Here is a 22,863-nt window from a genome sequence, read left to right as displayed (position 1 = left end):
CCACCTACAAAGCCGCAGGAGGCACTCATGGCCGAACCGCCCCGCATTTATGCGGTTCTTGGGCCGACCAACACCGGCAAGACGCATTACGCCATTGAGCGGATGCTGGGCTATCGCACCGGTGTTATCGGCCTCCCGCTGCGTCTTTTGGCGCGCGAGGTCTATGACAAGATCGTCGCGCTGCGCGGGCCGTCGGTTGTGGCCCTTGTCACAGGCGAAGAGCGGATCGTGCCGCCGCGCACGAAATACTGGGTCGCCACGGTCGAGGCGATGCCCGAGGGCATCGGTGCCGATTTCGTGGCCGTGGACGAGATACAGCTATGCGCCGATCCCGAGCGGGGCCATGTCTTTACCGACCGTCTGTTGCGGATGCGCGGCCTCAAGGAGACGCAGTTTCTGGGGGCCGCGACAATGCGGTCGGCCATTGCCTCACTGGTGCCGGGGGTGCAGTTCCAAAGCCGTGAGCGGATGTCCCAGCTTAGCTATACCGGGCCCAAGAAGCTTTCGAAAATGCCCGGTCGCAGCGCCATCGTCGGCTTCTCTCTTGATAATGTCTATGCCATGGCCGAGCTTCTTCGCCGGCAGAAGGGCGGCGCGGCGGTGGTGATGGGGGCGCTCAGCCCCCGGACCCGAAACGCGCAGGTCGAGCTTTATCAGAATGGCGATGTGGATTATCTCGTCGCCACGGATGCGATCGGCATGGGCCTCAATCTTGATGTCGACCATGTCGCGTTTTCGGCGCTCTCGAAGTTTGATGGCCGACGGATGCGCCCGCTGCATCCAAACGAACTGGCTCAGATCGCCGGACGGGCGGGGCGCGGCATGCGTCATGGCACCTTCGGTGTGACCGGAGAGGCCCCGGACCTGCAAGAAGAGGTGGTCACGGCCATTACAGAGCATCGCTTCGCGCCGATCACGCGACTGGAATGGCGAAACCCCGAGTTGAGGTTCGGAACGGTCGAGGCGTTGCTCGCCTCGCTGGATGCAAAGCCCGAACTGCCCATGCTTGGCCGCAGCCGGGAGGCCGACGATGTGGTCGCGCTTCGGACTTTGGCCCAGATGCCCGACATCCGGGATCGCCTCGGGGATGCGACGCGGGTCAAGCTTTTGTGGGATGTGTGCCGGATTCCCGACTTCCGCGGAATAAGTTCTTCGGAACATGCGGCCCTTCTCGAGCGTATTTATACTGACATGACCGCGTTGGGCCGTATCCCCGATGACTGGCTCGCGCGGCAGATCAAGCGACTGGACCGGACGGATGGGGACATTGACACATTATCAAAACGGCTCGCCTTTATTCGGACGTGGACCTATGTTGCGCAGCGAAAGGGCTGGGTGGATGACGAAACGCATTGGCGTGGTGTCACCCGTGTAGTAGAAGACCGCCTGTCAGACGCCCTGCACGGGGCGCTGACGCAAAGATTTGTGGACCGGCGCACGAGCGTGCTTTTGCGCCGGTTGAAACAGAAGGAGGCCGTGGTGGCCGAAGTTAGCGAAAACGGTGATGTGACGGTCGAAGGCGAATATGCCGGCCGTTTGGCAGGATTCAGGTTCATCCGCGACAAGGCGGCAAGCGGGCCCGAAGCGAAGGCGCTTGATCAAGCCAGCCTTCAGGCGCTTGCGCCCCATTTCCACCTGCGCGCGGATCGCTTTTACAATGCGCCCGACACCGAGATCGACTTTACCGAGCAAGGTGGCCTGATGTGGGGCGAAGAGGCCGTGGGCAAGCTTGTCAAAGGGTCTGACACGCTCAAGCCTTCGGTCAAGGTATTTGTCGATGACGAGGCGTCGGAGGATGTGCGCCAGAAGGTCGAGCGCCGGCTTCAGCACTTTATCGACCGCAAGATCGCGGCATTGTTCGAGCCGCTTATGGCGATTCAAAAGGACGAGGCGCTGACAGGGCTGGCCCGCGGCTTTGGCTATCGCATGGTCGAGGCTATGGGAGTGCTGCCACGCGGCGACATCGCCGAGGAGGTCAAGGCGCTGGATCAGGACGCGCGCGGCGCGCTGCGCAAGCATGGCGTGCGGTTCGGTCAATTCACGGTTTTCATGCCGGCCCTTCTCAAACCGGCACCAACGCGGCTGCGCCTTGTTTTGTGGTCGCTGAGCCAAGGACTTGACGAGTTTCCAGAGGCACCACCGCCGGGCCTTGTCACCGTTCCGGCAACCACGGCTTCGACGCCTCCGGGCTACTTTGCCATGGCCGGATACCGCGCCGCGGGCGAGCGGGCGATCCGTATCGACATGCTTGAGCGGTTGGCGGACATGCTGCGCGCAGCAGACAGCCGGAGCGGCTTTGAGGCGAGCGCCGACATGCTCTCGATCACCGGGATGACGCTTGAGCAATTCGCCGACCTGATGCAGGGCTTGGGCTATAAGGCCGAACGCGGTGAGCGCGAAAAGGTCAAGCCGGTGGATCAGGTGATGGAAGATGCCCCCGCACCCGCAGCCGACGCGCCTGACGGCGTGACCACGGCGCAGGACGAGGTTGAGCAGATCGCGGACGCAGGCGAGGCGCCGGTGGCATCCGATCCCGCCCCCGAAGGCGAGGTTGAACCCGACATTCCCGCAATGAGCGAAACCGAAGTCCCCCCGGGCGAAACACCCGACGACCAGACCCCCGAGATCGAAGTCTTTTACACGTTCACATGGGCCGGTCGCGGCAACCGCCAGTCACGCGGTGATGCGCCAAGGGGCGCGAAACCGGCGGGCAAGCCCAAGGGCAAGGGACGCCCGAAAAAAGGTGGCAAGCCTCCGGCCAAGGACGCCAAGACCTTTTCGTCCAAACCATCAAAATCCGACAAGATAGATCCCGACAACCCGTTTGCTGCGGCGCTGATGGGGCTCAAGACCAAGGAGTGATCGGGGGCCGCCATCCCTTGTGGCACAGGGGATTGACCCGGCATGGCAGGAGAAAGCATGGCACGGCGCATTGCCATCATTCAGGGTCATCCCGATCCAGAAGGAGAGCATTTCTGTCATGCTCTGGCCAGTGCCTACCGGGATGGGGCGGAAGCCGCAGGTCACACCGTTGACCTGATCGAGACAAGCCGTCTGAATCTGCCTTATATCCGCAACAAGGCCGAATGGGAGGCCGCGCCCACGGATGACGGTGTTTTGCATATGCAGAGCATCGTTGGCGCTGCGGATCATCTTGTGATCATCTATCCGCTCTGGCTTGGCGATATGCCGGCGGTCCTGAAATCGGCGCTTGAACATCTTTCCTGCGGCGGCTTTGTCATGGCGGTGGACGACAGCGGTCATTGGCAGGCCAAACTTAAGGGCAAATCGGCGCGCGTGGTGGTGACAATGGGGATGCCGGCGCTGGTCTATCGGCTTTTCTTTCTGTCGCATTCGCTCAAGAGCCTTGAGCGCAACATCCTGAAATTCGCGGGCGTGAAGCCGGTCAGCACCACCTTGATGGGGCAGGTCGAGGGCGAAAGCCGCGCTGACCAGCGTGCGGATTGGCTGACCCAGATGCGTCGTCTTGGCCGCGATGCTGACTGAGCCGACCGCCTCTCTGCGCCTCGACAAGTGGCTTTGGCACGCGCGCTTCTTCAAGACGCGCGGGCTCGCCGCTCAGATGGTCGGCGGCGGCAAGCTCAGAGTGAACGGACGGCGCGTGTCCAAGCCGGGCCGCGCGATTCGCATTGGTGATGTCCTCACGATCACGCTGCCGGGCGGGGTACGAGTTGTCCGTGTGTTGGAAATGGGCGTCCGCCGGGGCCCGGCCAGCGAGGCCCAGTCGCTTTACGAAGAAGTGCCCTGACGCCGACGTTCCTTGACGTTTGAATTTGGGGGTAAACCATTCCACACCAGAGACCGGCGCGCTAACAGGGCATTTGATCGCGGCAAGGGCGCTTGAATGATCCGGTCCTGTGGATTAGGTAGCGTCCGAACCCATTTTTCGCGGACGCGGACATGACCTATATCGTCACCGACAATTGTATCGCTTGCAAATACACCGACTGCGTCGAGGTGTGTCCGGTCGATTGTTTCTATGAAGGCGAGAACATGCTCGTCATTCATCCGGATGAGTGCATTGATTGTGGTGTCTGTGAGCCCGAATGCCCTGCGGACGCGATCCGCCCGGACACAGAGCCGGACATGGAACAATGGGTCGAGTTCAATCGGAAATATTCCGAAATGTGGCCCGTGATCATCACCAAGAAAGATGAGCTTCCCGACGCTCAGGACCGTGATGGCGAAGAAGGTAAACTCGAGAAATACTTTTCCGAAGCCCCCGGTGAGGGTGGCTGATCGAGCTGATTCGAGCGAGGCATCTGGAAATGCCGTTTGTTGGGGAATTTACGCTGCGTAAGTTGTTTTTCGGGATTTGAATGCCCGGAAGTCCCGAGCAATGCGCTTTTGCGGAGGCCCGTTTTGTGTTATGGTGTTGTTACAAATGTAGCCAGATGTCCGATATCCACCTTCCCGATACGCTGCCCGGGGGTGGACTTCTTTGTGCCAAATCATATCCGAAAGCCGGTTCGCGAAAATCGGATGTTCGCATGATTCACAGCGAAGTTTCCGGCAGTTGTGAGGAAAACTGAATGAGTAAGTCGAAGAAATCCGAGTTTCGTCCGAATGAATACGTGGTCTACCCTGCGCATGGCGTCGGTCAGATCGTGTCGATCGAAAAGCAGGAAGTTGCCGGATTCGAATTGGAACTGTTCGTTATCTCCTTTGAAAAGGACAAGATGACGTTGCGGGTGCCCACGCACAAGGCGACCGAGATCGGCATGCGGTCGCTGTCGAGCCCCGATGTGGTCACGCAGGCGATGAAAACGCTCAAGGGCAAGGCCAAGGCAAAACGCGCCATGTGGTCACGCAGGGCACAGGAATACGAGCAGAAGATCAACTCTGGCGATCTTATCGCGATCGCAGAGGTCGTGCGGGATTTGCACCGCACCGATGATCAGCGCGAGCAAAGCTATTCCGAACGTCAGCTTTATGAAGCGGCGCTTGAGCGTCTGACCCGTGAAGTTGCCGCCGTGAATGGCAATGACGAAGCTGCGGCCGCCAAACAGGTGGACGAGGTGCTCGTGTCCCGCGCAGCCTAAAGCGTTTCGCGAAAAACCTGTCTCACAGATTTTCGCGAAACGCAGCGCGACACTCAGGCGGTGCACGCGTTTCGCCTTTCGCTGATGTCTCAGGTTAAAGGCGAAACGCTTTAGGCCGCCGTTCCCGCCGGGAGCGGCGGTTTTTTATGCGACCAGTGTGAGAAGCAGGGTGATTTCGGTGATTTGTTGCGCACCGCCCAGCACGTCGCCTGTCTGACCTCCGAGCTTGCGACGCGCCAGCGATCCGACACCAAGCGCCGCGAGGCCGCCCCAGAAAACAAGGGCGAGGGTGCTCCAACCCAAGAGCAGCACCGCAGGCCCACCGGCCAGAGCAAGGCCAATCCATGCCGCGCCAAGTGGCACCTCGCCGATGCTGCGTGACAGCCCGTCTTTGCGCGCCTGAGGCAGCAGAGCCATGAGAAACGGCATCCCCGCGCGCGACAGGGCGGCCACGGCGATCAGTACCACACAGGCATAAGACACAGAAATATCTATTAAAATCCAAAGTGCGATGGCGCGCGTAGCAAGCGACAGGGCGAGTGCGACAACCCCAAATGTGCCGATGCGGCTGTCGCGCATGATTTCGAGCCGGGTCTCCGGGGTCCAGCCACCCCACACGCCATCGGCCAGATCCGCGAGCCCGTCTTCGTGCATCGCACCGCTCAGCAGCACGAGGGCGGTGAGCGCGACCAACACCGCCAATGCCGACGGCAGGCCAAGCGCCGTTGCAAGCAGCATGGCGGCGGCGGCAATCACCCCATGAGCCAGCCCGACAACAGGATAGGCCCACGCCGCCTGTGCGTTGCGCTCGGTGTTGATCCAGTCGCGCGGCACCGGCAGGCGGCTGAGCAGGCTGAATGCGGTGGCCAGATCGGAAGCTCTTGAACTCATGGTGGTTTTCCCGGAAACGGCGGGCGATTTAGACTGCCCTTTGCCCTGTGGATTGGGATACACAGGGGCAGGTCCCGGTGCAACAGGGGGATGTGATGCCGCACGATCTGGGTTCGATGGAGGATGTTCATGCCTGCCTTGCGGCGATGCCGGGGCCGGATGTCGGTGCGCGCGAGGCCGCGGCCCGGCGCGATGCGCAATTGACCAAACCGGCAGGGTCGCTTGGCCGTCTTGAAGAGTTGGCACAATGGTATGCCGGCTGGCGCGGCACCGCGCGGCCTGTGCTGAACGCGCCGCAAGTCATTGTTTTCGCCGGAAACCACGGTGTCACAGCGCAGGGTATTTCGGCCTTCCCGCCGGATGTCACGGCCCAGATGGTTGCCAATTTCAAGGCCGGGGGTGCGGCGGTCAATCAGCTCTCGAAGGGGGTGGGCGCGCGGATGGATGTGCATGCTCTGGCACTTGATCATCCGACTGCGGACATAACACTCGCCCCGGCGATGACCGAAGACGAGCTTTTGATCAGCATGAGGACCGGCTGGCAAGCTGTTGATTCAGAATGTGATCTTTTGGTTGTCGGAGAAATGGGTATCGGCAACACCACCAGCGCCGCAGCGATCTCGCTCGCGCTTTTCGGGGGGGATGCGGCGGATTGGACGGGGCGCGGCACTGGCCTTGACGATGCCGGCCTCACGCTCAAGGCAGAGGTCGTGGCCCGCGCGGTCGCCCGCCACCCCGAGGCCACGGCTGACGGGTTCGAGGCGCTGAGGCGGCTTGGCGGGCGCGAGATCGCGGCGATGGCGGGGGCGATCTTGCGCGCCCGGAGTGAGCGAATTCCCGTTATTCTGGATGGGTTTATCTGCACGGCCGCTGCCGCCTGCCTTGAGGTTGCACGACCGGGGGCGCTGGATCATTGCGTGGCTGGACATCTGAGCGCGGAGGGCGCGCATGGAGCCCTTCTCGACCGGTTGAACAAGGCCCCGATCCTGTCGCTCGGTATGCGATTGGGAGAAGCTTCGGGGGCCACTCTGGCCATCGCAATCCTGCAGGGCGCGGTTGCCTGTCATAACGGCATGGCCACCTTCGACGAGGCCGGTGTCTCGGGCGGCTGATCGGTGCTTAAGGGGAAATGACGCCGCCGAACGGAACGTCGGTATTCACGTCGGTATCGCGTCGGTGCGCATTTGGGGGCAGGGCGGCGCGCGTATTGCGCGGATCTACCCTTGGCAAACCAGGCGCGGCGCCCTTTCTTCTTGCTGAAAATATCCCCGCCGGAGGCGGAACAATCTGCGCCTGAGACGTGCGCGGCAATCAGCCCTTTTCGGTTTTGGGGTCGTTATTCTCTTCGAGGTGTAACAGGAGCATTGTCTCAAGCTCTTTCTCGAGATCCTTTGCCCGGGCGATATAGGCGCTGTTCTCGATGGTTGGCACGTCGGGCCGCCAGAGCGCGGCCAGTTCACGCACCGAATCTCGGTCATGCTGATAGAAGATGCGTTCGGCGGTCGCGGCCTCGTATTCCGACAGGCCCATATTCTCGAGCACGTAGCGCCCGGCGCGCAACGAGGCGTCGAACATCTCGCGGACGATGTCGTTGGCGCCAGCTTGGTAGAGCCGGAACACATGGGTGCGATCGTGGGCGCGCGCGACGATGTGCAGGTCGGGCCGTTCGCGGCGCGCATGTGTCACGAGCTTGACCGAGGCTTCGGGATCGTTGACCGCCACCACGAGGATGCGCGCGTCCTTGAGCCCTGCGGCGTTCAGCATCTCGGGCCGGGTCGGATCGCCGAAGAAACCCTTGACCCCGAAGCGGCGCATACGCTGAATCGCCTGAAGATTGTGATCGAGCACAACCGTGCTGAATCCGCTCGACCGGACAAGGCGGTTGACGATCTGGCCGAACCGCCCGATTCCGACGATGATCACCTGACCTTCTTCGTCGACATGATCGGGTTCGGGTGTGTCGCCCGGATGGACCATCCGTCGTGACATGTAGGAATAGAGCAGGAAGAGCAGCGGGGTGATCAGCATCGTCATCGTCACCACGAGAAGGAGCAGCTCCGAAAGCTCGGACGGGAGCACGTTTGATTGTCCCGAGAAGGAGATCAGCACGAAGCCGAATTCCCCGGCCTGTGCGAGTGACAGCGTGAAAAGCCACAGGTCACGCCGGTGCAGGCCAAAAGCGCGGCCCAGCACATAGAGCAGCAGCCCCTTGATCAGGATCACGGAAATCGCCAGTCCGAATATCAGGCCGGGCACCGTGAACAGGATGCCGAAATTGATGCCCGCGCCGACGGTAATGAAGAACAGGCCCAGAAGCAGGCCCTTGAACGGCTCGATGTCGCTTTCGAGTTCGTGGCGGAATTCGCTGTTGGCGAGAACCACCCCGGCCAGAAACGCGCCGAGCGCGGGCGAGAGGCCCACGACACTCATGACATAAGAGATACCCACCACGATCAGCAGTGCCAGCGCGGTATACATCTCGCGCAGTTTGGCCGCATGGATGAAGCGGAAAATGGGCCGGGTGAGATAGACTCCGAACACGATGATGCCCGCGATCACCGCGATCGTCACAAGCGTCATCCCCCATGCAGGCAAGCTTTCGAAATAGGAGACGGCCATCTCATGTGCCGGTGCCACGTCAGGCGCCTCACCACGGCCCGTCAGCTTGTCGAGAGTTTCGCCAAGGATCATGTCCGACGTCTTGGGCAGTGCCAGAAGCGGCATGATCGCCAGCATCGGAATGACCGCGATGTCCTGAGTGAGGAGCACCGAAAAGGCCGAGCGCCCGCCGCCGGTGCGCATCAGCCCTTTTTCGGAGAGCGTCTGAAGCACGATGGCCGTCGAGGAGAGCGCGAAAATCAGGCCGATGGCCAGTGAAACGGTCCAGACCTGACCAAGCAGGAGAGCGAATGACATGATCGCGAGCGTGGTCAGGACGATCTGCAATCCGCCAAGCCCGAGAAGCCGGTGGCGCATATTCCACAGCGCCTTGGGATCGAGTTCGAGCCCGATGATGAACAGCATCATCACGACGCCAAATTCGGCCACATGCTGAAGCTCGTGCGTTTCGTGACCCACCAGTCCGAGGATCGGGCCGATGATGATGCCCGCGGCGAGATATCCGAGCACGGACCCCAGCCCGAGACGGGAGGCGATGGGCACGGCAATGACTGCCGCCACCAGATAAATCGTGGCCTGAAAAAGGATGCCGTCCATGGGTTCGTCCCGCGTTTGCTGCGTACCAGAAGATTAGCGGATGTGCTTCGGGGTGACCATCGCGCAGGGCAATATGAGAGAGGACGCAGACGATGGGACGCAGGCGTGCCACGCAGAACCGCCCGTGCGGCCACAATTACCTTGTGATCAGCCGCGCGGCATCTTGAGCACGACGTTCTGACCGCGCTTCACATAGCGCAGCTCCGAATCGCCGATGGCCGCGACCCGCCCACCATCGAGCCTGTCGCCCACCTTGACCTTCTTGTAACGCCCGTTGGACAGGCGCACGAGCGCCCGGCGGCTACTGGGCGCGCCATAGACGCCGATCAGGTTCACCTGCCGGAGATTTATCGCGTTCTGCTCGGTTGCGGAGCGCGAGACCGAAGCAGAGCTTGGCAATGCCGCCGACATCGACTGTTCGGCGGAGACAGCGCGGCTGGCCTGGGCTTCGCGGGCGGCTTCGACGGTGCTGGCAAAACCGGCGGGGCGCAGGCTGGGGGTCAGCGAAACCTTGATCGCCTGTTCCGTCGGGTTTTCGAATGTGCCCGGCTCGGGCGTGTCGGTTTCCGTCTCGGCTTCGGCGTCGAGATTGGCGGTCGAGGCGGAGGCGACCGCCGCGGCGATCGCGTCTGAGTCGGTCAGGTCGGCGGTGTCGGTCTCGGCGTCGGTTTCTGCTTCTGCCTCTGGGGTGACACTCTCGGGCCGGACGCGCGGGCGCGGCGGGGCCAGCGCCGGATCGACAACGCCCGCATCGGCAACGGCCTCCTCGCTGGTCTCGGGGGCGGTCTCGTCTTCGGGGGGGGCGGTGCGCGCCATGTCGCGGGGCGGTTCCGCTTCGGGGCGCCCCGCAAAGACGCGGATACCATCGGGGGTGAGCGCGCCATCCGGTGTCGCCTCAACGAGCGGGGCCTCTTGGGCCTGCGTCTCGGGCTCGACATCGAGCTGGATATCCGGGCTGTCCGGAGTGAGCGGGGTGGGCGGCGTCATGTCCTGCAACGCGGCGAGCTGTGGCAGGGTGCTCGGGTCGGGGCGTGCCACGGGCTGATCGGTGCCGCCGCCGCCCGTGTCAAAGCTGCTCAACCGCTCAGAGCCGGGGGCGTCGGGCGGCGTGGGCGACATTTGCCAAATGCCGGTGGCGGCGTAACGCGTGCGGGCCTCGTCGGGCGAGAGCGCGAGAGGCAGGGCCGTGGAGGGCGTTTCCGACAGGGTCGAGGGTTCGGGCGTGGCGGCGTCTTCGGGGATTTCGGCCTCGACCACGCGGTCGGTCGTGGGCTGGTTGCCCGTGGCCACGGCTACCGGATCATCCGGGTCGGGGATCGGCGTGGTTTCGGCTGTCTCGGTCTCGCTATCCTGTCCGAGGATACCGGCCAGACCGTCATCAAGGAAGATGGACGCCCAAACGGCGACGAGCACAAGGAAAAGCAACAGAACCGCGGTGAGTATGAGGCCAAGGAAGCGGGGCTTGCCGCCGACATCCTGTTCGCGCGCCCCAAAGATGGTCATGCGCTGTTTTTCGTCGTCTGTCCGGGTGACGCCACGTCCGGCGCGGCGGGTGGCGGGGGCGGCTGCTTTTGCTGTCTTGGTGGCGGCCGGTTTGGCGGGTTTCGCCCCCGGACGCCGCACCGAGAAGAACGCACCGGCGCCTGCACCGGGCGCGGCGATGGCGGCACTGGCCGGGCTTGCGGTGATCGAGGGCGGGGCCTTTCCTTCCTCGTCCGAGGCGAGGGGGGCGACCATGGGGGCGGAGAGGGGCGGCGTGCCCTGCTTGTCGGCTGTGGTCTCGTCCTTTCGGGGGGGATCTTCCGTATCCGTATCCGTGTCCGTATTCGGGGCGGCAGGCATCCCGGCTATGGATGTCAGGCGCGAGACCCCTTCCAGGCGAGGTGCCAGCGGTGTGTCTTCTTCGGCACCGCGACGGGCGCGGATCGAGGTGAAGCCCGTCATGGATGCAGCGGCGCCTTGGTCGTCGGGTTTCGTGTCAGCTGTTGGCGGATATTCCGCGTCGTGATCCGTGGCCTCTTCGTCTTCCGCGCTCTCTGGTTGAAAACTGTCCAGAAGGTCGGACTGAATTTCAGAGAAGCTCGCCTCGGGGCTCGGCTCTTCGTTGGCGGCCGGGGAGGCCTTGTCGTCCTGCAATGGCAGTGTGTCATCGGCGTCCACTGCGGCGGCCACCGGTTCGGCGTGGTCCGCGTCACTCGTTTCGGGTGGTGGGGAGGGCGCGTCACCTGAGGCGTCGGGCGGCAGCGCATCCGCAGGGGCTTCGGTCAAGGGTTCACTCGTCCCGGCTTCGGGGGCGGGTGGCGTTTCCTCGGCAGGCTCGGGGTCAGGCTCGGGCACCGGGATCACATGCAGACGGGTCATGTCACGTTCGACCGACTCGCCCGTGGGCAAATGCCGGGCCGCAACCGAGGTTTCCCCGAAAAAAGGCTCGCCGTTGAATTTGCCGTCCGAAGGCTGCGCCACGAAGGACAAGGGCGCAAACTCGTGGTCCGCGGCAAAGCTCTCGGCCTCGGACAGGGTGTCACGGGCCACGGCGGCGATCTGCACCCGGTCATCAGAAACCGACCAGTCATAGGCCAGATCGGCCACGTCATAAGGGGTGGCATCTTCCAGCGCCGCGCGCACGAATCCGGCCCGGTCACTGGTCCAGCGCTCGTCGGTTGGCAGGTCCAGATACTTGATCTGATCATCGGGGATGATGAGCTTGGTCGTGATGCCGCCGGGCGCGAATTTGAGCGCCTTGGCGCGCAGATCGCTGAGCGCACCGGCAAGATCCGGCGTGTCCAGCGAGACCTCACCCAGATGGTGCCAGCCAAGATAGGCGCGGCGAAGAAGGTGGATGCCTTCGAAAGAGAGCGAAAGGGCAAAATTCGGTTTCATCGGCACGCGTCATACCATCGGACCGCACATGGCGCGAGTCCCGTTGCAACAAACCTCAGTCTAAAGCGACTTCCTGCTAATTCAAAGGGATGGCTCGCAATTTTCGGCGATGCGGGCCAGTCCCTGCTCAGGGTCGGTTGTTTCGACTTTAACCTGAGGCTTCGATTGTCGTCGAAACGCGGGCAATGATCGCGTGGTGTGCCGCGTTTCGCGAAAATCTTGCCTCAGATTTCCATCGACACGCCTTAGCTATGAGCCTTGGCCAGCGCCTGTTCCAGATCGGCGATAATGTCCTCTGCGTCTTCCGTGCCGATCGAGATGCGCACCACGTTGGGCGCGGCGCCGGCCGCCCCCTGTTGCTCGGGGGTGAGCTGTCGGTGGGTCGTCGAGGCCGAGTGGATCACAAGGCTGCGCGTATCGCCAAGGTTGGCGACGTGACTGAAAAGTTCGAGGCTGTCCACGAATTTGACACAGGCGTCGTATCCGCCCTTGAGCGCCACGGTAAAGAGCCCGCCTGCGCCTTTGGGGCAGACCTTTGCGACCCGGTCATGATAGGGCGACGACGGCAGACCGGCATAGGTCACCGCCTCGACGTTTTCGTTCTTTTCAAGCCAGCCGGCCACTTCGACGGCGTTTTTCACATGCGCGCGCATCCGCAGCGACAGCGTTTCGATGCCCATCAGCGTGTAATGCGCGGCCTGTGGATTGAGCGTCATGCCAAGATCGCGCAGCCCGACGGCGATGCCGTGAAAGGTGAAGGCGAGGGGGCCGAACGTCTCATGGAACTTAAGCCCATGATAGGCGGACTCAGGTTCGGAAAGGGACGGGAACTTGTCGGAGGCGGACCAGTCGAACGTGCCGGAATCGACCACCACGCCGCCCGTGACCGTGCCGTTGCCGGTGAGGTATTTGGTCATCGAGTGTACGACAAGCGTCGCGCCGTGCTCGATGGGCCGGCAAAGATATGGTGTCGCCGACGTGTTGTCGACGATAAGCGGGAGGCCCGCCGCATCGGCCACATCCGCGATGCCGCGCAGATCGGCGATATGGCCGCCCGGGTTGGCGATGGATTCGCAGAAGACCGCGCGGGTGTCATCGTCGATGGCGTCGCGGATGGCGTCCATGTCGTCGATGTCCACAAACTTGGCCGTCCAGCCGAAGCGCTTGATGGTTTGGCTGAACTGAGTGATCGAGCCGCCATAGAGACGGGTGGACACAACCACGTTCCGGCCCGGCCCCATCAGCGGGAAAAGTGCCATGATCTGTGCCGCATGTCCCGAAGAGCAGCAGACCGCGCCCGCGCCGCCTTCGAGCGTGGCAACGCGTTCCTGAAGCACCGCGACCGTCGGATTGGTCAGCCGCGAGTAGATATAACCGACTTCCTGAAGATTGAAGAGCGCCGCGGCGTGTTCGGCATCGCGGAACACATAGGCGGTTGTCTGATAGATCGGGGTCTGGCGGGCGCCGGTGGCCGGGTCGGGGCGCGCGCCTGCGTGAATTTGCAGCGTGTCGAAACCATAAGTCGGGGCGTCGGTCATGGGTCAGTCTCCTGTCGGATGGGTTGCCGACAGGTTTAGGACATCTATGACGGGCCGACAACTGGTGAAGGGAACCGGTTTGCCGGAGGTCAATCGCCACCAGTGAATTCGGTGGGGGTTACGGGTTCGACATCGGTGGGTGGGGGCAGATCGGCAGATGTCGGGGGCGGCCCAGCGATCGTCGGGGACGGTCCGGGTGCCTTCCGGCGCCGGATCCAGTTTGCGATCGCGGCGTCCTTTCTTTTGCGCGCATCGACCCTGCGCGTTATCGGGCGGGTCTCGACGGTGGTGCCATCGGGATGAGTGATGATGTAGTAATACCGGTGAAACAGGAAGCCGATACCATCCTCGATTTCAACCGCCTGCGTCTTGAAGGCATAGCCGTCGACATTTTCCGTGCGTTCTGTGCTGGGAATTGCGCAGGCTGCGCCGAGAGCGACACCTACGAGTGCGAAAATGACGCGGTATTGCATCAGACCCTCCTGAATTTATAAATAAAAGTTCAAGACTGGAATTGACTCACTACCTAAACGAGATCCATTGTACCGTGCTTCCGCTTTTTCGCGAAGTCCGGACCGTCAGGTCTTGTTTCCCGACTGTCTCGCCCCGTCCAACCCGGCGACCGCGCGGTCCTGCGGCGGCGCGTCCATCGTCGTCACGCTGAACGATCCGTCCCCTTCGAGGATCACCGCGCGCGCCGCCTCCGGCCCGCTAAGCCCGGCACGGCGCCGCGCCGACTTCACCTCTTCGCGGGTGACGCGTTCACGGCGCATCGTTTCATCGCAGAATTCGCCGTTGCGCAGGAGCAGCGTGGGCTCAGCGCGCACCATTTCGGCAAATCGTTTCGAGCGGACCGAAGATGCGGTCACCACCCATTGCAGGACGATCAGAAGCCCGAGCGCCACCACACCTTCGGCCAGCGACACATCGCGCGACAACATGATCGTCGCAAGTGTCGATCCGAAGGCGACCGTCACGGCAAGATCGAACGCGTTGAGCTGTGCCAGCGTCCGCTTGCCCGACACCCGAAGTGCGGCGACCAGTGCCACATAAAGCGTTTCGCCTTTAACCTGAGACATCAGCGAAAGGCGAAACGCGTGCAACGCTTGAATGTCGCGCCGCGTTTCGCGAAAGGCTGTGATTCAGGTTTTTCGCGAAACGCTTTAGGCCAGCGTTCCGATCAGCGCGACGCGCAGAAGGTCGATCCAGCCGTGAAAGAACATCTCGCCGATGGTTTGCGTCATGCGGGGAAAACACCGCATACGCGCCGCGGTTCCCGACCTCAGCGCATCCAGAAACCTTCGCGCTTGATCTTGTTGCGGATGGCCTGTTCGCGGCGCGGCAGGTTGTCCTGATCGAAAAGGTCGCGCACCTTGCGACCGCGACCCTGAAAGACCATGCGCTTGATCGGGTCGTATTCCTTGACGACCTTCTTGATCCGGTTGGGGGCGAGGGATTCTTCGATTTCGTCCACGGCGGCCTCGGATTCGCGCGCATAAAGAAGCGGTATCACGCGGTAGTGGCATGTCACCGCGCCATCGAGGAAGCCTTCGGGCAACGTATTCCGCCCGCCGCCAAGCCCGTGAATGACCAGTGGCAGCGCGACCTGATCGAGCCACGGGTCGAATGTCTGACAGACGAGTTCGGGGGGAGGATCATCACGTATGGCCAAGGCGTATTCAAGGAATGTCTGTCCGAAAACGCGAGGGCATTCGTAGAAGAAAAACCCGGCGTTGAAATACAGATAGCGTTTCCAGTATTCGTCCGGCTGGCTCAGATCCAGCGAGCTTTCGAAATCGAGCCCGAACTTGTCGTAGAGCGATTTCCACATATCGGTGTATCCGGGGCCGTAAAGCTCGGGCTTGGGCCATGTGCCTTCGCGGCGGAGCGAGGCGGAGGGGCGCGCGAAATCGAAGGGCACCGATTCCAGCGGGCCGGTAAAAAGCGTATCGGTGTCGAAGAACACGAAAGGCTCGCCCTCGGGCAAAGCGAAAAGCGCCTCGATCTTGTTGCCATAAGGATAGTCATGGCCGAAATACTGGTTTTCGAACGGCACGATTTCGGCGCCCAGTTCCTCGAGCAGGGCGCGTGTTTCGGGGCCGCGGATAGACGGATCGTTTTTCCAGAGCGGGCCCGGCTGTGGTTCGGCCACGAAAAGGCGGCCTGCGAAATCGGGATTATGCCTGCGGAAAGAGGCGCAGAAGATCACCGCCTCGTATTGCAGGCGGCCCGCCTGCGCCACGATCATCACGTTGAAAGGTTGGGTCTCCTGCGCTCCCGCCGTCATGCTCGTCCCTGTTTATCCGTTCTGCCCGGGCGCAGTATAGGCCGAACCGGGGCGTGGCAGAAGGGGGCAGATGCAGGCGGGGTCGGAAAAAACGGGGTCGGACATGACGGGCCCCGGGGGCGTGTGAGTATTTCTGGAAAGATGAAAACCCGGATCGCCCATGGCGTCAGGTTTCGGTGAAGACCGGCTTGGTCATCAGATCACCGCGCCAGAGCACATAGGCCATGATGGGGCTGCCATGCGTGGTCAGGGCATGCGGCGCACCCGAGGGGTGGAAGATGGTGTCGCCGGGGCGCAATGTGCGCGATGGCTGACCTTCGAGATGAAATTCGCCCTCGCCCGCGATCACGATATAGACTTCCTCGGCGGGGTGGCTGTGCATCGGATAATGAAAGCCTGCGGTTTGATAGATCACGAAGCCGCGCATCGCCTCGGTCACGAAGGGCGCGTCGCGGCCCACCACCTCGTAGCAGCCGAAATGGCGGTGCAACTCGTCTCCGATCGGGGTGTCGCGGTAAGTGTCGCGCCATTGACCGAGCGGGGCCGCGGCGATGAGGGCATCGCGGAAGGTTTCGAACCCGTGGCCGGGCAGCTCATGGGCGGTTTGCATCGCATCGCAGAGCGGATCGTGCCGCGGGGTGATGGCGCGTGTATCAAGGGATTCGGGGAAGGGGCAGAAGTCACTAAGTGCTTGAATCCGGGCGTGAACGCCACGGGTTTCGTCAAGAAGGGTCTGCCAACGCGGATCGGTCATGGGATCACCACTATGTTGCCGGTATGTTGCTTGTCGATGAAGGCCTGTTGGGCCGCGCGAAGATCGCGCAGCGGGTATGTCGCGGCAAGGGCGGGGCGCAGGTCGCCGCGTTCGATATAGGTGACGATATCGGGAAAGACATGGGTGGGAATGATTGTCGAGCCGGTGAACGTCAGGTCGCGGAGGTAGAAGGTGCGAAGATCGAATTCGACCATCGGCCCGGCGATGGCGCCCGAGCAGGTGTAGCGTCCGCCGCGTTCAAGCACGTCTATCAACCGGGGCCAATATGGCCCGCCCACCACATCCGCCACGACCGTCACCTTTTCGTCCCCGAGTGCTGAACGCAGATCGTCGGGCGCTCGGGGCAAAAGAAGATCGGGGCCGAAGGCGCGCAGGGTGTCATGCTTGGCCTCGGAGGCCATGGCGATGACGCGGGCGCCGCGCCGTTTGGCCAGTTGCACCAGCGCGCCGCCAACCCCGCCCGACGCGCCGGGCACCAACACGGTGTCGCCCACCGCGACACCCGCGCGGGTCAGCATGCCCTCGGCGGTGGTGAAACCGCATTGGAAGGTGGCAAGCTCGGCATCGCTCAGATCGCTTTGAACGACCATGACACCACGCGGATCTGCCTTTGTATACTGAGCAAATCCGCCGTCGCATTCCGAGCCGAAATACCCCGTCGCCTCCATTTTCGAAGGATCAGACCAGTCGCGAAGCCAGCCATCGACCATCACCCGTTTGCCGATAAACGAGGGATCGGTGCGCGGCCCGACCGCCACCACGCGGCCCACGACATCGGCCCCCTGAATGCGGGGAAAGGAGATTGGCGTGCCGCCCCATGCCGGGTCGTCGCTGTCGATCCGATCATGGAGTGTTCCGGTCGTGGCCTCGCGCACCGCCTTGGAATACCAGCCGGTGCGGGTGTTCACGTCGGTGTTGTTGAGGCCGCAGGCGCCGACCCGGATCAGAAGCTCGTGATCGCCCGGCGCGGGCACCGGCCAATCCTCGTGCCATTCGTAGGCTTCGAGCCCGCCGTGACCAGTCAGCACCATGGCCTGCATGCGGTCGGGAATGTCGGTGTTTGTCATTGCTGGCGCTCTTGTCGGGACGAAATGGGACGGGGGCAGCGTGGCATCGCGCGGACGCCGGAGCAAGACGGCAGATCCTCGGCGGAGGTGTTTTTCGTGGCGCGGTGGCACGAAGGTTAACGCGCCGCACCCCACGTCGGTATCATGTCGGCATCCACGTCGGTATTGCGTCGGTGCCCGGTGAGTCGATCAAACCGTTAACGCAGCGTGCGCAACTCCGTCTGTGACGCCCTGTCCGGTGGGGAGGAAAGGATACCCCCGGGCGACGCTGGGCGGTTGCCCAAGCCCCGCGAATTCCGTAGGTAGCGAAGACGCGAGGCATCTTCCCGAGGGGACCCATTCATGAAACGTGCGTTGATAACGGGGATCACCGGACAGGACGGATCCTATCTGGCGGAGCTGCTTCTTGAGAAGGGATACGAGGTGCATGGCATCAAGCGCCGCGCGTCATCGTTCAACACGGCGCGGATCGATCACATCTTCGAGGACCCGCACGCCCCCGATCCGAGCCTGAAGCTGCATTACGGCGATTTGACGGACACGTCGAACCTCACGCGGCTGATTTCGGACATCAAGCCCGACGAGGTCTATAACCTTGGCGCGCAAAGCCACGTGGCGGTGAGTTTCGAGAGCCCCGAATACACGGCGGATGTCGATGCGATGGGCACGCTGCGCCTGCTCGAGGCGATCCGGTTTCTTGGCATGGAGAAATCCTGCCGGTTTTATCAGGCGTCCACCTCGGAGCTTTACGGTCTGGTGCAGGAGACACCGCAGCGCGAAACGACGCCGTTCCATCCGCGTTCGCCCTATGCGGTGGCCAAGCTCTATTCTTACTGGATCACGGTCAATTATCGCGAAGCTTACGGCATGTATGCCTGCAACGGCATCCTGTTCAACCACGAGAGCCCGCGACGGGGCGAAACCTTCGTCACGCGCAAAATTACCCGTGGTCTCGCCAATATCGCGCAGGGGCTGGAGCCATGTCTTTACATGGGCAACATCGACGCGCTGCGCGACTGGGGCCATGCCAAGGATTACGTGGCGATGCAGTGGCTGATGCTGCAACAGGACGTACCCGAGGATTTTGTCATTGCCACGGGCAAGCAGTATTCGGTGCGCGACTTTATCGTCTGGTCGGCGTCCGAACTGGGCCTTGAGCTTGAGTTTTCCGGCGAGGGGGTGGACGAGGTTGCCACGGTGAGCGCGGTCAGGTCGGACATGGCCCCCGCCGTGAAGCCCGGCGATGTGATCCTGCGCATTGATCCGCGCTATTTCCGGCCCGCCGAGGTTGAGACGCTTTTGGGCGATCCCTCGAAAGCCAAGGAGAAGCTGGGCTGGGAGCCGCAGATCAGCGCCCGCGAGATGTGCGCCGAGATGGTGGCCCAAGACCTGCGCAACGCGCGGCGGCAGCGCATCCTCATGGATCACGGCTATGACCTGCCGCTGATGCGCGAGGATTGAGAATGGGATCGCGCGGCACGCTGTTTCTGACCGGCGGGACCGGCATGGTGGGGCGCAACATCCTTGCGCATCCCGCGGCTCGCGACTGGACCGTGCTGGCCCCCGGCAGTGCCGAACTGGAGCTGACCGACCGCGATGCGGTGGCCCGGTTCATCGAGGCGGAGCGGCCCGATCTTGTGATCCACGCGGCGGGGCGTGTGGGCGGGATTCATGCCAACATGGCCAACCCGGTCGCCTTTTTGGCGGACAATGCCGCGATGGGGCAGAACGTGATCATGGGGGCGTGGCGCGGGGGCGTGCGCAACCTGCTCAACCTTGCCTCGACCTGCATGTATCCGCGCGAGGCGCCGAACCCGTTGCGCGAAGAGATGATCCTCACGGCGCCGCTCGAGCCCACGAACGAGGGGTATGCGCTGGCTAAGATCATGGCGACGCGGCTGTGCGAATACATCCGGCGCGAAGATGATGGCGCGCAGTTCAAGACGCTTATTCCCTGTAATCTCTATGGGTTATACGACAAGTTTGATCCAAAGCATTCGCATCTGGTGCCAGCCATTATTCACAAGCTGCACACGGCCAAGACCGAGGGCTTTGACATGGTCGAAATCTGGGGCGACGGCACCGCGCGGCGCGAGTTCATGTTTGCCAGCGATCTTGCCGATGCGGTGATGCGCGCCGCCCGGGACGTGGCGGCGTTGCCGGACCTGATGAATGTGGGGCTGGGTCATGATCATTCGATCAATGACTATTATGCCACCGCCGCGCGGGTTGTCGGCTGGACCGGGGCGTTCACCCACGATCTGAGCAAGCCGGTGGGCATGAAGCAGAAACTGTGTTCGACCGAGCGGCAAGAGGCATGGGGCTGGCGCGCCGCGACCACGCTGGACGAGGGTCTGGCGCGGACATACCGGCATTATCTGGAGGTGACAGGCGCATGAGTGTGAAATTTTCGCTGGCGACATCAAGCTGGGATCAGGCCGAGCAGGACGCGCTTCAGCGTGTGATCGCCTCGGACATGTTTTCCATGGGGCCCGAGGTGAAGACCTTTGAAGAGCAGTTCGCGCGCCAGTTCGGCACGCGCTTTGCCGTGATGGTCAATTCGGGCAGTTCCGCCAACCTTCTGATGACGGCGGCGCTGCGCTATACCTCGAACGAGGCGATGAGGCTCAATCCCGGGGACGAGATCATCGTGCCGGCGGTCAGTTGGTCCACCACCTATTATCCGCTACATCAATACGGGCTTCGGATGAAATTCGTGGACATCGACCGGGAGACGCTGAATTACGATCTGACCGCGCTGGAAGAGGCGGTCACCGACAGGACGCGCGGGTTGATGGTGGTGAACCTTCTGGGCAATCCGAATGATTTCGATGCGATCGCGCGGATTCTGGACGGGCGCGACGTGGTCATGATCGAGGATAACTGCGAGTCGATGGGCGCGACACTGGGTGGCAAGGAGTGTGGCACCTTTGGCGTGATGGGAAGCTATTCGGCATTTTTCTCGCATCATATCAGCACGATGGAAGGCGGAATTGTCGTAACGGATGATGAGGAACTGTATCACGTCATGCTGTCGCTGCGCGCCCATGGCTGGACGCGGAACCTACCCAAGGTGAACCACGTGACCGGGGAAAAGAGTGACGATCCGTTCGAAGAGAGCTTTCGCTTCGTTCTGCCGGGATACAACCTTCGGCCGCTTGAGATGTCGGGTGCATTGGGTCAGGCGCAGCTTGAGAAACTGCCCGCGCTTGTCGAAGGGCGGCGCGCGAACGGGGCGATGGTGCAGCAGCGGCTGGGCAATCATCCGAAATTCACCATTCAGCGCGAGATCGGGCACAGTAGCTGGTTCGGATTCTCGCTTGTCCTGCGCGAGGACGCGGGGGTTGAGCGGCGCGCCCTTGTCGAGTGGCTGCAGGCCGAAGGGTTCGAGTGCCGGCCCATCGTGGGCGGCAACTTTGCCAAGAACGAGGTGATGCGGTTCTTCGATTATGAAATTCACGGTGAGTTGCGCAACGCCGATTATATCGACGCGCACGGGCTTTTCGTCGGGAATCACCACTATCCCATCCCCGAGGCCATCGACGCGTTGGCGTCATTCTGAGGAGAGGCGCGATGCCCGAGGCACCCCATCCCACGATCCATCCGGTGATCCTTTGCGGCGGGTCGGGCACACGTCTTTGGCCGCTGTCGCGCAAGAGCTATCCCAAGCAGTTCACCGCGCTGGTGGGGGATGAAAGCCTTTTTCAGGCATCTGCACGCCGGGTGCAGGGCGCAGGGTTCGGCGCGCCCGTGATCCTGACCGGAGAGCCGTTCCGCTTTATCGTGCTTGAGCAGTTGGCGGAGGCCGAGATCGCACCGCAGGGCGTGCTGATCGAACCCGAAGGGCGCAACACGGCGCCCGCGGTTCTGGCGGCGGCGCTCTGGCTTGAGGCGCGCGATCCGGATGGGCTGATGCTGGTGGCGCCCTCGGATCATGTGATCCCCGATGGGGCCGCGTTCCGCGCGGCGGTGCGCGCCGCCGCGCCGAGGGCCGCGGCGGGCGATCTGGTGACTTTCGGGATCGCGCCGACGCGGGCCGAGACGGGGTATGGCTGGCTTGAACTGGCCGAGCCGGGCCAAGCGGAGGCGGACACGCCGCAGAGCCTTGTCCGGTTCGTCGAGAAGCCCGATGCGGAAAACGCGCAGGCGATGCTGGAGGCGGGGCATTACCTTTGGAACGGGGGCCTTTTCCTTTTCTCGGTGCGCGCTGTCATTGCGGCGTTCGAGGCGCATGCGCCGGAGATGATCGCGCCGGTGCGCGCGGCGGTCGAAGGTGGGGCCTATGACCTTGGGTTCACACGGCTCGATCCCGAGGCGTGGGCCGGGGTGCCGGAGGACAGCATAGATTACGCCATCATGGAGCGGGCGGAAAACCTTGCCGTGATGCCCTTTGGCGCGGGGTGGTCCGATCTGGGCGACTGGCAGGCGGTGTGGCAGGAAAGCGGCCCCGACGGTGCGGGCAACGTGGTGTCGGACCATGCCACCGCGCTTGATTGCGAAGGCAGCCTGCTCCGGTCAGAGAACGCGGCACAAGAGCTTGTGGGGATCGGCCTGCGCGACATGATCGCAGTGTCGATGCCCGACGCGGTGGTCGTGGCGCCGCGCGCGCAGAGCCAAAGGGTCAAGGAGGCGGTTGCCGCGCTGAAACAGCGGGCGGCCAAGCAGGCGACGGAATTTCCCGTGGACCATCGCCCGTGGGGCTGGTTCGAGAGCCTTGTCATCGGTGAGCGGTTTCAGGTCAAGCGGATCGTGGTCAAGCCCGGCGCGGCGCTTTCGCTTCAGAGCCACCATCACCGGGCCGAGCATTGGATCGTGGTGCAGGGCACCGCGAAGGTGACGGTCGATGACGAGATCAAGCTGGTGGGCGAGAACGAGAGTGTCTTCATCCCGCTGGGCGCCGTTCACCGGATGGAGAATCCCGGCAAGCTCGACATGGTGCTGATCGAGGTGCAGACGGGCTCGTATCTCGGAGAGGACGACATCGTGCGCTACGAGGATGTCTACGCGCGCGATTGACGGGGCCGGTGCGGGGTGGCTCGCCTTGATGTGCGCGGGACACCGAACACAGGCCGGGGAACGCTGGCCGAAGCGAGGTCATGCATGACCTTGGTTATGGATGTGGAAGCTGAGGGCAGGTCAGGGAGGG

The 22,863-nt window shown here is 62.8% G+C and carries 19 protein-coding genes; 10 read left to right on the top strand and 9 right to left on the bottom strand.

All coding sequences use genetic code 11. From position 1 onward, the window contains the following. Positions 1-27: 27 nt before the first annotated feature. The 5 genes from V8359_RS05985 (at position 28) to V8359_RS05965 (ending at position 5,063) form a co-directional block, all read left to right on the top strand. A complete protein-coding gene (locus tag V8359_RS05985) occupies positions 28-2,862 on the top strand; it encodes a helicase-related protein (protein ID WP_336427822.1) in 2,835 nt (944 codons plus the stop codon). A gap of 57 nt (positions 2,863-2,919) precedes the next feature. Further along, positions 2,920-3,507, top strand: a complete 588-nt coding sequence (locus V8359_RS05980; RefSeq protein WP_336427821.1) for an NAD(P)H-dependent oxidoreductase — start codon at positions 2,920-2,922, stop codon at positions 3,505-3,507. After that, a complete protein-coding gene (locus V8359_RS05975) occupies positions 3,497-3,769 on the top strand; it encodes an RNA-binding S4 domain-containing protein (protein ID WP_336427933.1) in 273 nt (90 codons plus the stop codon). The genes V8359_RS05980 and V8359_RS05975 overlap by 11 nt, the downstream gene beginning before the upstream one ends. Before the next feature lie 152 nt (positions 3,770-3,921). After that, the gene (gene fdxA / locus V8359_RS05970) at positions 3,922-4,260 is read left to right on the top strand and encodes a ferredoxin FdxA (RefSeq protein WP_336427820.1); all 339 of its coding nucleotides are present in this window, start codon (positions 3,922-3,924) and stop codon (positions 4,258-4,260) included. Positions 4,261-4,553: 293 nt separating this feature from the next. Then, complete coding sequence (locus V8359_RS05965; protein WP_336427819.1) at positions 4,554-5,063, top strand: CarD family transcriptional regulator; 510 nt, start codon at positions 4,554-4,556, stop codon at positions 5,061-5,063. 144 nt (positions 5,064-5,207) lie between these two features. Here the strand turns inward: V8359_RS05965 and cobS are convergent, their stop codons facing one another. Continuing rightward, on the bottom strand, positions 5,208-5,954 hold the full coding sequence (gene cobS, locus V8359_RS05960) for an adenosylcobinamide-GDP ribazoletransferase (protein WP_336427817.1): 747 nt from the start codon (positions 5,952-5,954) through the stop codon (positions 5,208-5,210). 95 nt (positions 5,955-6,049) lie between these two features. Here cobS and cobT point away from each other — a divergent pair, with 95 nt between their 5' ends. Further along, a complete protein-coding gene (cobT, locus tag V8359_RS05955; RefSeq protein WP_336427816.1) occupies positions 6,050-7,066 on the top strand; it encodes a nicotinate-nucleotide--dimethylbenzimidazole phosphoribosyltransferase in 1,017 nt (338 codons plus the stop codon). 199 nt (positions 7,067-7,265) lie between these two features. Here cobT and V8359_RS05950 read toward each other — a convergent pair whose 3' ends face one another. The 8 genes from V8359_RS05950 to V8359_RS05915 form a co-directional block, all read right to left on the bottom strand. Then, the gene (locus V8359_RS05950) at positions 7,266-9,170 is read right to left on the bottom strand and encodes a monovalent cation:proton antiporter-2 (CPA2) family protein (RefSeq protein ID WP_336427815.1); all 1,905 of its coding nucleotides are present in this window, start codon (positions 9,168-9,170) and stop codon (positions 7,266-7,268) included. A gap of 147 nt (positions 9,171-9,317) precedes the next feature. Beyond that, positions 9,318-12,050, bottom strand: coding sequence for a hypothetical protein (locus V8359_RS05945; RefSeq protein WP_336427814.1), 2,733 nt, complete (start codon positions 12,048-12,050; stop codon positions 9,318-9,320). Between the two features lie 245 nt (positions 12,051-12,295). Then, complete coding sequence (locus tag V8359_RS05940; RefSeq protein WP_336427813.1) at positions 12,296-13,588, bottom strand: O-acetylhomoserine aminocarboxypropyltransferase/cysteine synthase family protein; 1,293 nt, start codon at positions 13,586-13,588, stop codon at positions 12,296-12,298. A gap of 89 nt (positions 13,589-13,677) precedes the next feature. Beyond that, the gene (locus tag V8359_RS05935; protein WP_336427811.1) at positions 13,678-14,061 is read right to left on the bottom strand and encodes a hypothetical protein; all 384 of its coding nucleotides are present in this window, start codon (positions 14,059-14,061) and stop codon (positions 13,678-13,680) included. 105 nt (positions 14,062-14,166) lie between these two features. Next, the gene (locus V8359_RS05930; RefSeq protein ID WP_336427810.1) at positions 14,167-14,667 is read right to left on the bottom strand and encodes a DUF421 domain-containing protein; all 501 of its coding nucleotides are present in this window, start codon (positions 14,665-14,667) and stop codon (positions 14,167-14,169) included. A gap of 203 nt (positions 14,668-14,870) precedes the next feature. Beyond that, on the bottom strand, positions 14,871-15,875 hold the full coding sequence (locus V8359_RS05925) for a hypothetical protein (RefSeq protein WP_336427809.1): 1,005 nt from the start codon (positions 15,873-15,875) through the stop codon (positions 14,871-14,873). Positions 15,876-16,041: 166 nt separating this feature from the next. Next, positions 16,042-16,629 (bottom strand): dimethylsulfonioproprionate lyase family protein, encoded by a 588-nt coding sequence (locus tag V8359_RS05920; protein WP_336427808.1) that lies wholly within the window; start codon positions 16,627-16,629, stop codon positions 16,042-16,044. Next, complete coding sequence (locus V8359_RS05915; protein WP_336427807.1) at positions 16,626-17,717, bottom strand: alcohol dehydrogenase family protein; 1,092 nt, start codon at positions 17,715-17,717, stop codon at positions 16,626-16,628. Before V8359_RS05915 ends, V8359_RS05920 begins: the two co-directional genes overlap by 4 nt. 342 nt (positions 17,718-18,059) lie before the next feature. Between V8359_RS05915 and gmd the strand changes: the two genes are divergently transcribed. Genes gmd through V8359_RS05895 form a run of 4 tightly spaced genes read left to right on the top strand, consistent with a single transcriptional unit; the run spans position 18,060 to position 22,733 of the window. Continuing rightward, positions 18,060-19,178 (top strand): GDP-mannose 4,6-dehydratase, encoded by a 1,119-nt coding sequence (gene gmd / locus V8359_RS05910; protein WP_336427805.1) that lies wholly within the window; start codon positions 18,060-18,062, stop codon positions 19,176-19,178. Positions 19,179-19,180: 2 nt separating this feature from the next. Then, on the top strand, positions 19,181-20,116 hold the full coding sequence (locus V8359_RS05905; protein WP_336427804.1) for a GDP-L-fucose synthase family protein: 936 nt from the start codon (positions 19,181-19,183) through the stop codon (positions 20,114-20,116). After that, complete coding sequence (locus tag V8359_RS05900; protein WP_336427803.1) at positions 20,113-21,279, top strand: DegT/DnrJ/EryC1/StrS family aminotransferase; 1,167 nt, start codon at positions 20,113-20,115, stop codon at positions 21,277-21,279. The genes V8359_RS05905 and V8359_RS05900 overlap by 4 nt, the downstream gene beginning before the upstream one ends. Positions 21,280-21,290: 11 nt before the next feature. Beyond that, entirely contained in the window at positions 21,291-22,733 is a 1,443-nt protein-coding gene (locus tag V8359_RS05895) for a mannose-1-phosphate guanylyltransferase/mannose-6-phosphate isomerase (RefSeq protein ID WP_336427802.1), read from the top strand. The last annotated feature ends 130 nt before the right edge of the window (positions 22,734-22,863 follow it).

The sequence above is a fragment of the Roseovarius sp. E0-M6 genome, assembly GCF_037083845.1.
Classification (GTDB): Bacteria; Pseudomonadota; Alphaproteobacteria; order Rhodobacterales; family Rhodobacteraceae; genus Roseovarius.
The sequence above is the reverse complement of the archived record's forward strand: the minus strand, read 5'-3'. Positions and strand labels throughout refer to the sequence as shown.

Bases quoted from the DNA above. Each gene is read 5' to 3' on its own strand.
- V8359_RS05985 (WP_336427822.1), top strand. From the start codon at position 28: ATGGCCGAACCGCCCCGCATTTATGCGGTTCTTGGGCCGACCAACACC.
- V8359_RS05980 (WP_336427821.1), top strand. From the start codon at position 2,920: ATGGCACGGCGCATTGCCATCATTCAGGGTCATCCCGATCCAGAAGGA.
- V8359_RS05975 (WP_336427933.1), top strand. From the start codon at position 3,497: ATGCTGACTGAGCCGACCGCCTCTCTGCGCCTCGACAAGTGGCTTTGG.
- fdxA (WP_336427820.1), top strand. From the start codon at position 3,922: ATGACCTATATCGTCACCGACAATTGTATCGCTTGCAAATACACCGAC.
- V8359_RS05965 (WP_336427819.1), top strand. From the start codon at position 4,554: ATGAGTAAGTCGAAGAAATCCGAGTTTCGTCCGAATGAATACGTGGTC.
- cobS (WP_336427817.1), bottom strand. From the start codon at position 5,954: ATGAGTTCAAGAGCTTCCGATCTGGCCACCGCATTCAGCCTGCTCAGC.
- cobT (WP_336427816.1), top strand. From the start codon at position 6,050: ATGCCGCACGATCTGGGTTCGATGGAGGATGTTCATGCCTGCCTTGCG.
- V8359_RS05950 (WP_336427815.1), bottom strand. From the start codon at position 9,170: ATGGACGGCATCCTTTTTCAGGCCACGATTTATCTGGTGGCGGCAGTC.
- V8359_RS05945 (WP_336427814.1), bottom strand. From the start codon at position 12,050: ATGAAACCGAATTTTGCCCTTTCGCTCTCTTTCGAAGGCATCCACCTT.
- V8359_RS05940 (WP_336427813.1), bottom strand. From the start codon at position 13,588: ATGACCGACGCCCCGACTTATGGTTTCGACACGCTGCAAATTCACGCA.
- V8359_RS05935 (WP_336427811.1), bottom strand. From the start codon at position 14,061: ATGCAATACCGCGTCATTTTCGCACTCGTAGGTGTCGCTCTCGGCGCA.
- V8359_RS05930 (WP_336427810.1), bottom strand. From the start codon at position 14,667: ATGTCTCAGGTTAAAGGCGAAACGCTTTATGTGGCACTGGTCGCCGCA.
- V8359_RS05925 (WP_336427809.1), bottom strand. From the start codon at position 15,875: ATGACGGCGGGAGCGCAGGAGACCCAACCTTTCAACGTGATGATCGTG.
- V8359_RS05920 (WP_336427808.1), bottom strand. From the start codon at position 16,629: ATGACCGATCCGCGTTGGCAGACCCTTCTTGACGAAACCCGTGGCGTT.
- V8359_RS05915 (WP_336427807.1), bottom strand. From the start codon at position 17,717: ATGACAAACACCGACATTCCCGACCGCATGCAGGCCATGGTGCTGACT.
- gmd (WP_336427805.1), top strand. From the start codon at position 18,060: ATGAAACGTGCGTTGATAACGGGGATCACCGGACAGGACGGATCCTAT.
- V8359_RS05905 (WP_336427804.1), top strand. From the start codon at position 19,181: ATGGGATCGCGCGGCACGCTGTTTCTGACCGGCGGGACCGGCATGGTG.
- V8359_RS05900 (WP_336427803.1), top strand. From the start codon at position 20,113: ATGAGTGTGAAATTTTCGCTGGCGACATCAAGCTGGGATCAGGCCGAG.
- V8359_RS05895 (WP_336427802.1), top strand. From the start codon at position 21,291: ATGCCCGAGGCACCCCATCCCACGATCCATCCGGTGATCCTTTGCGGC.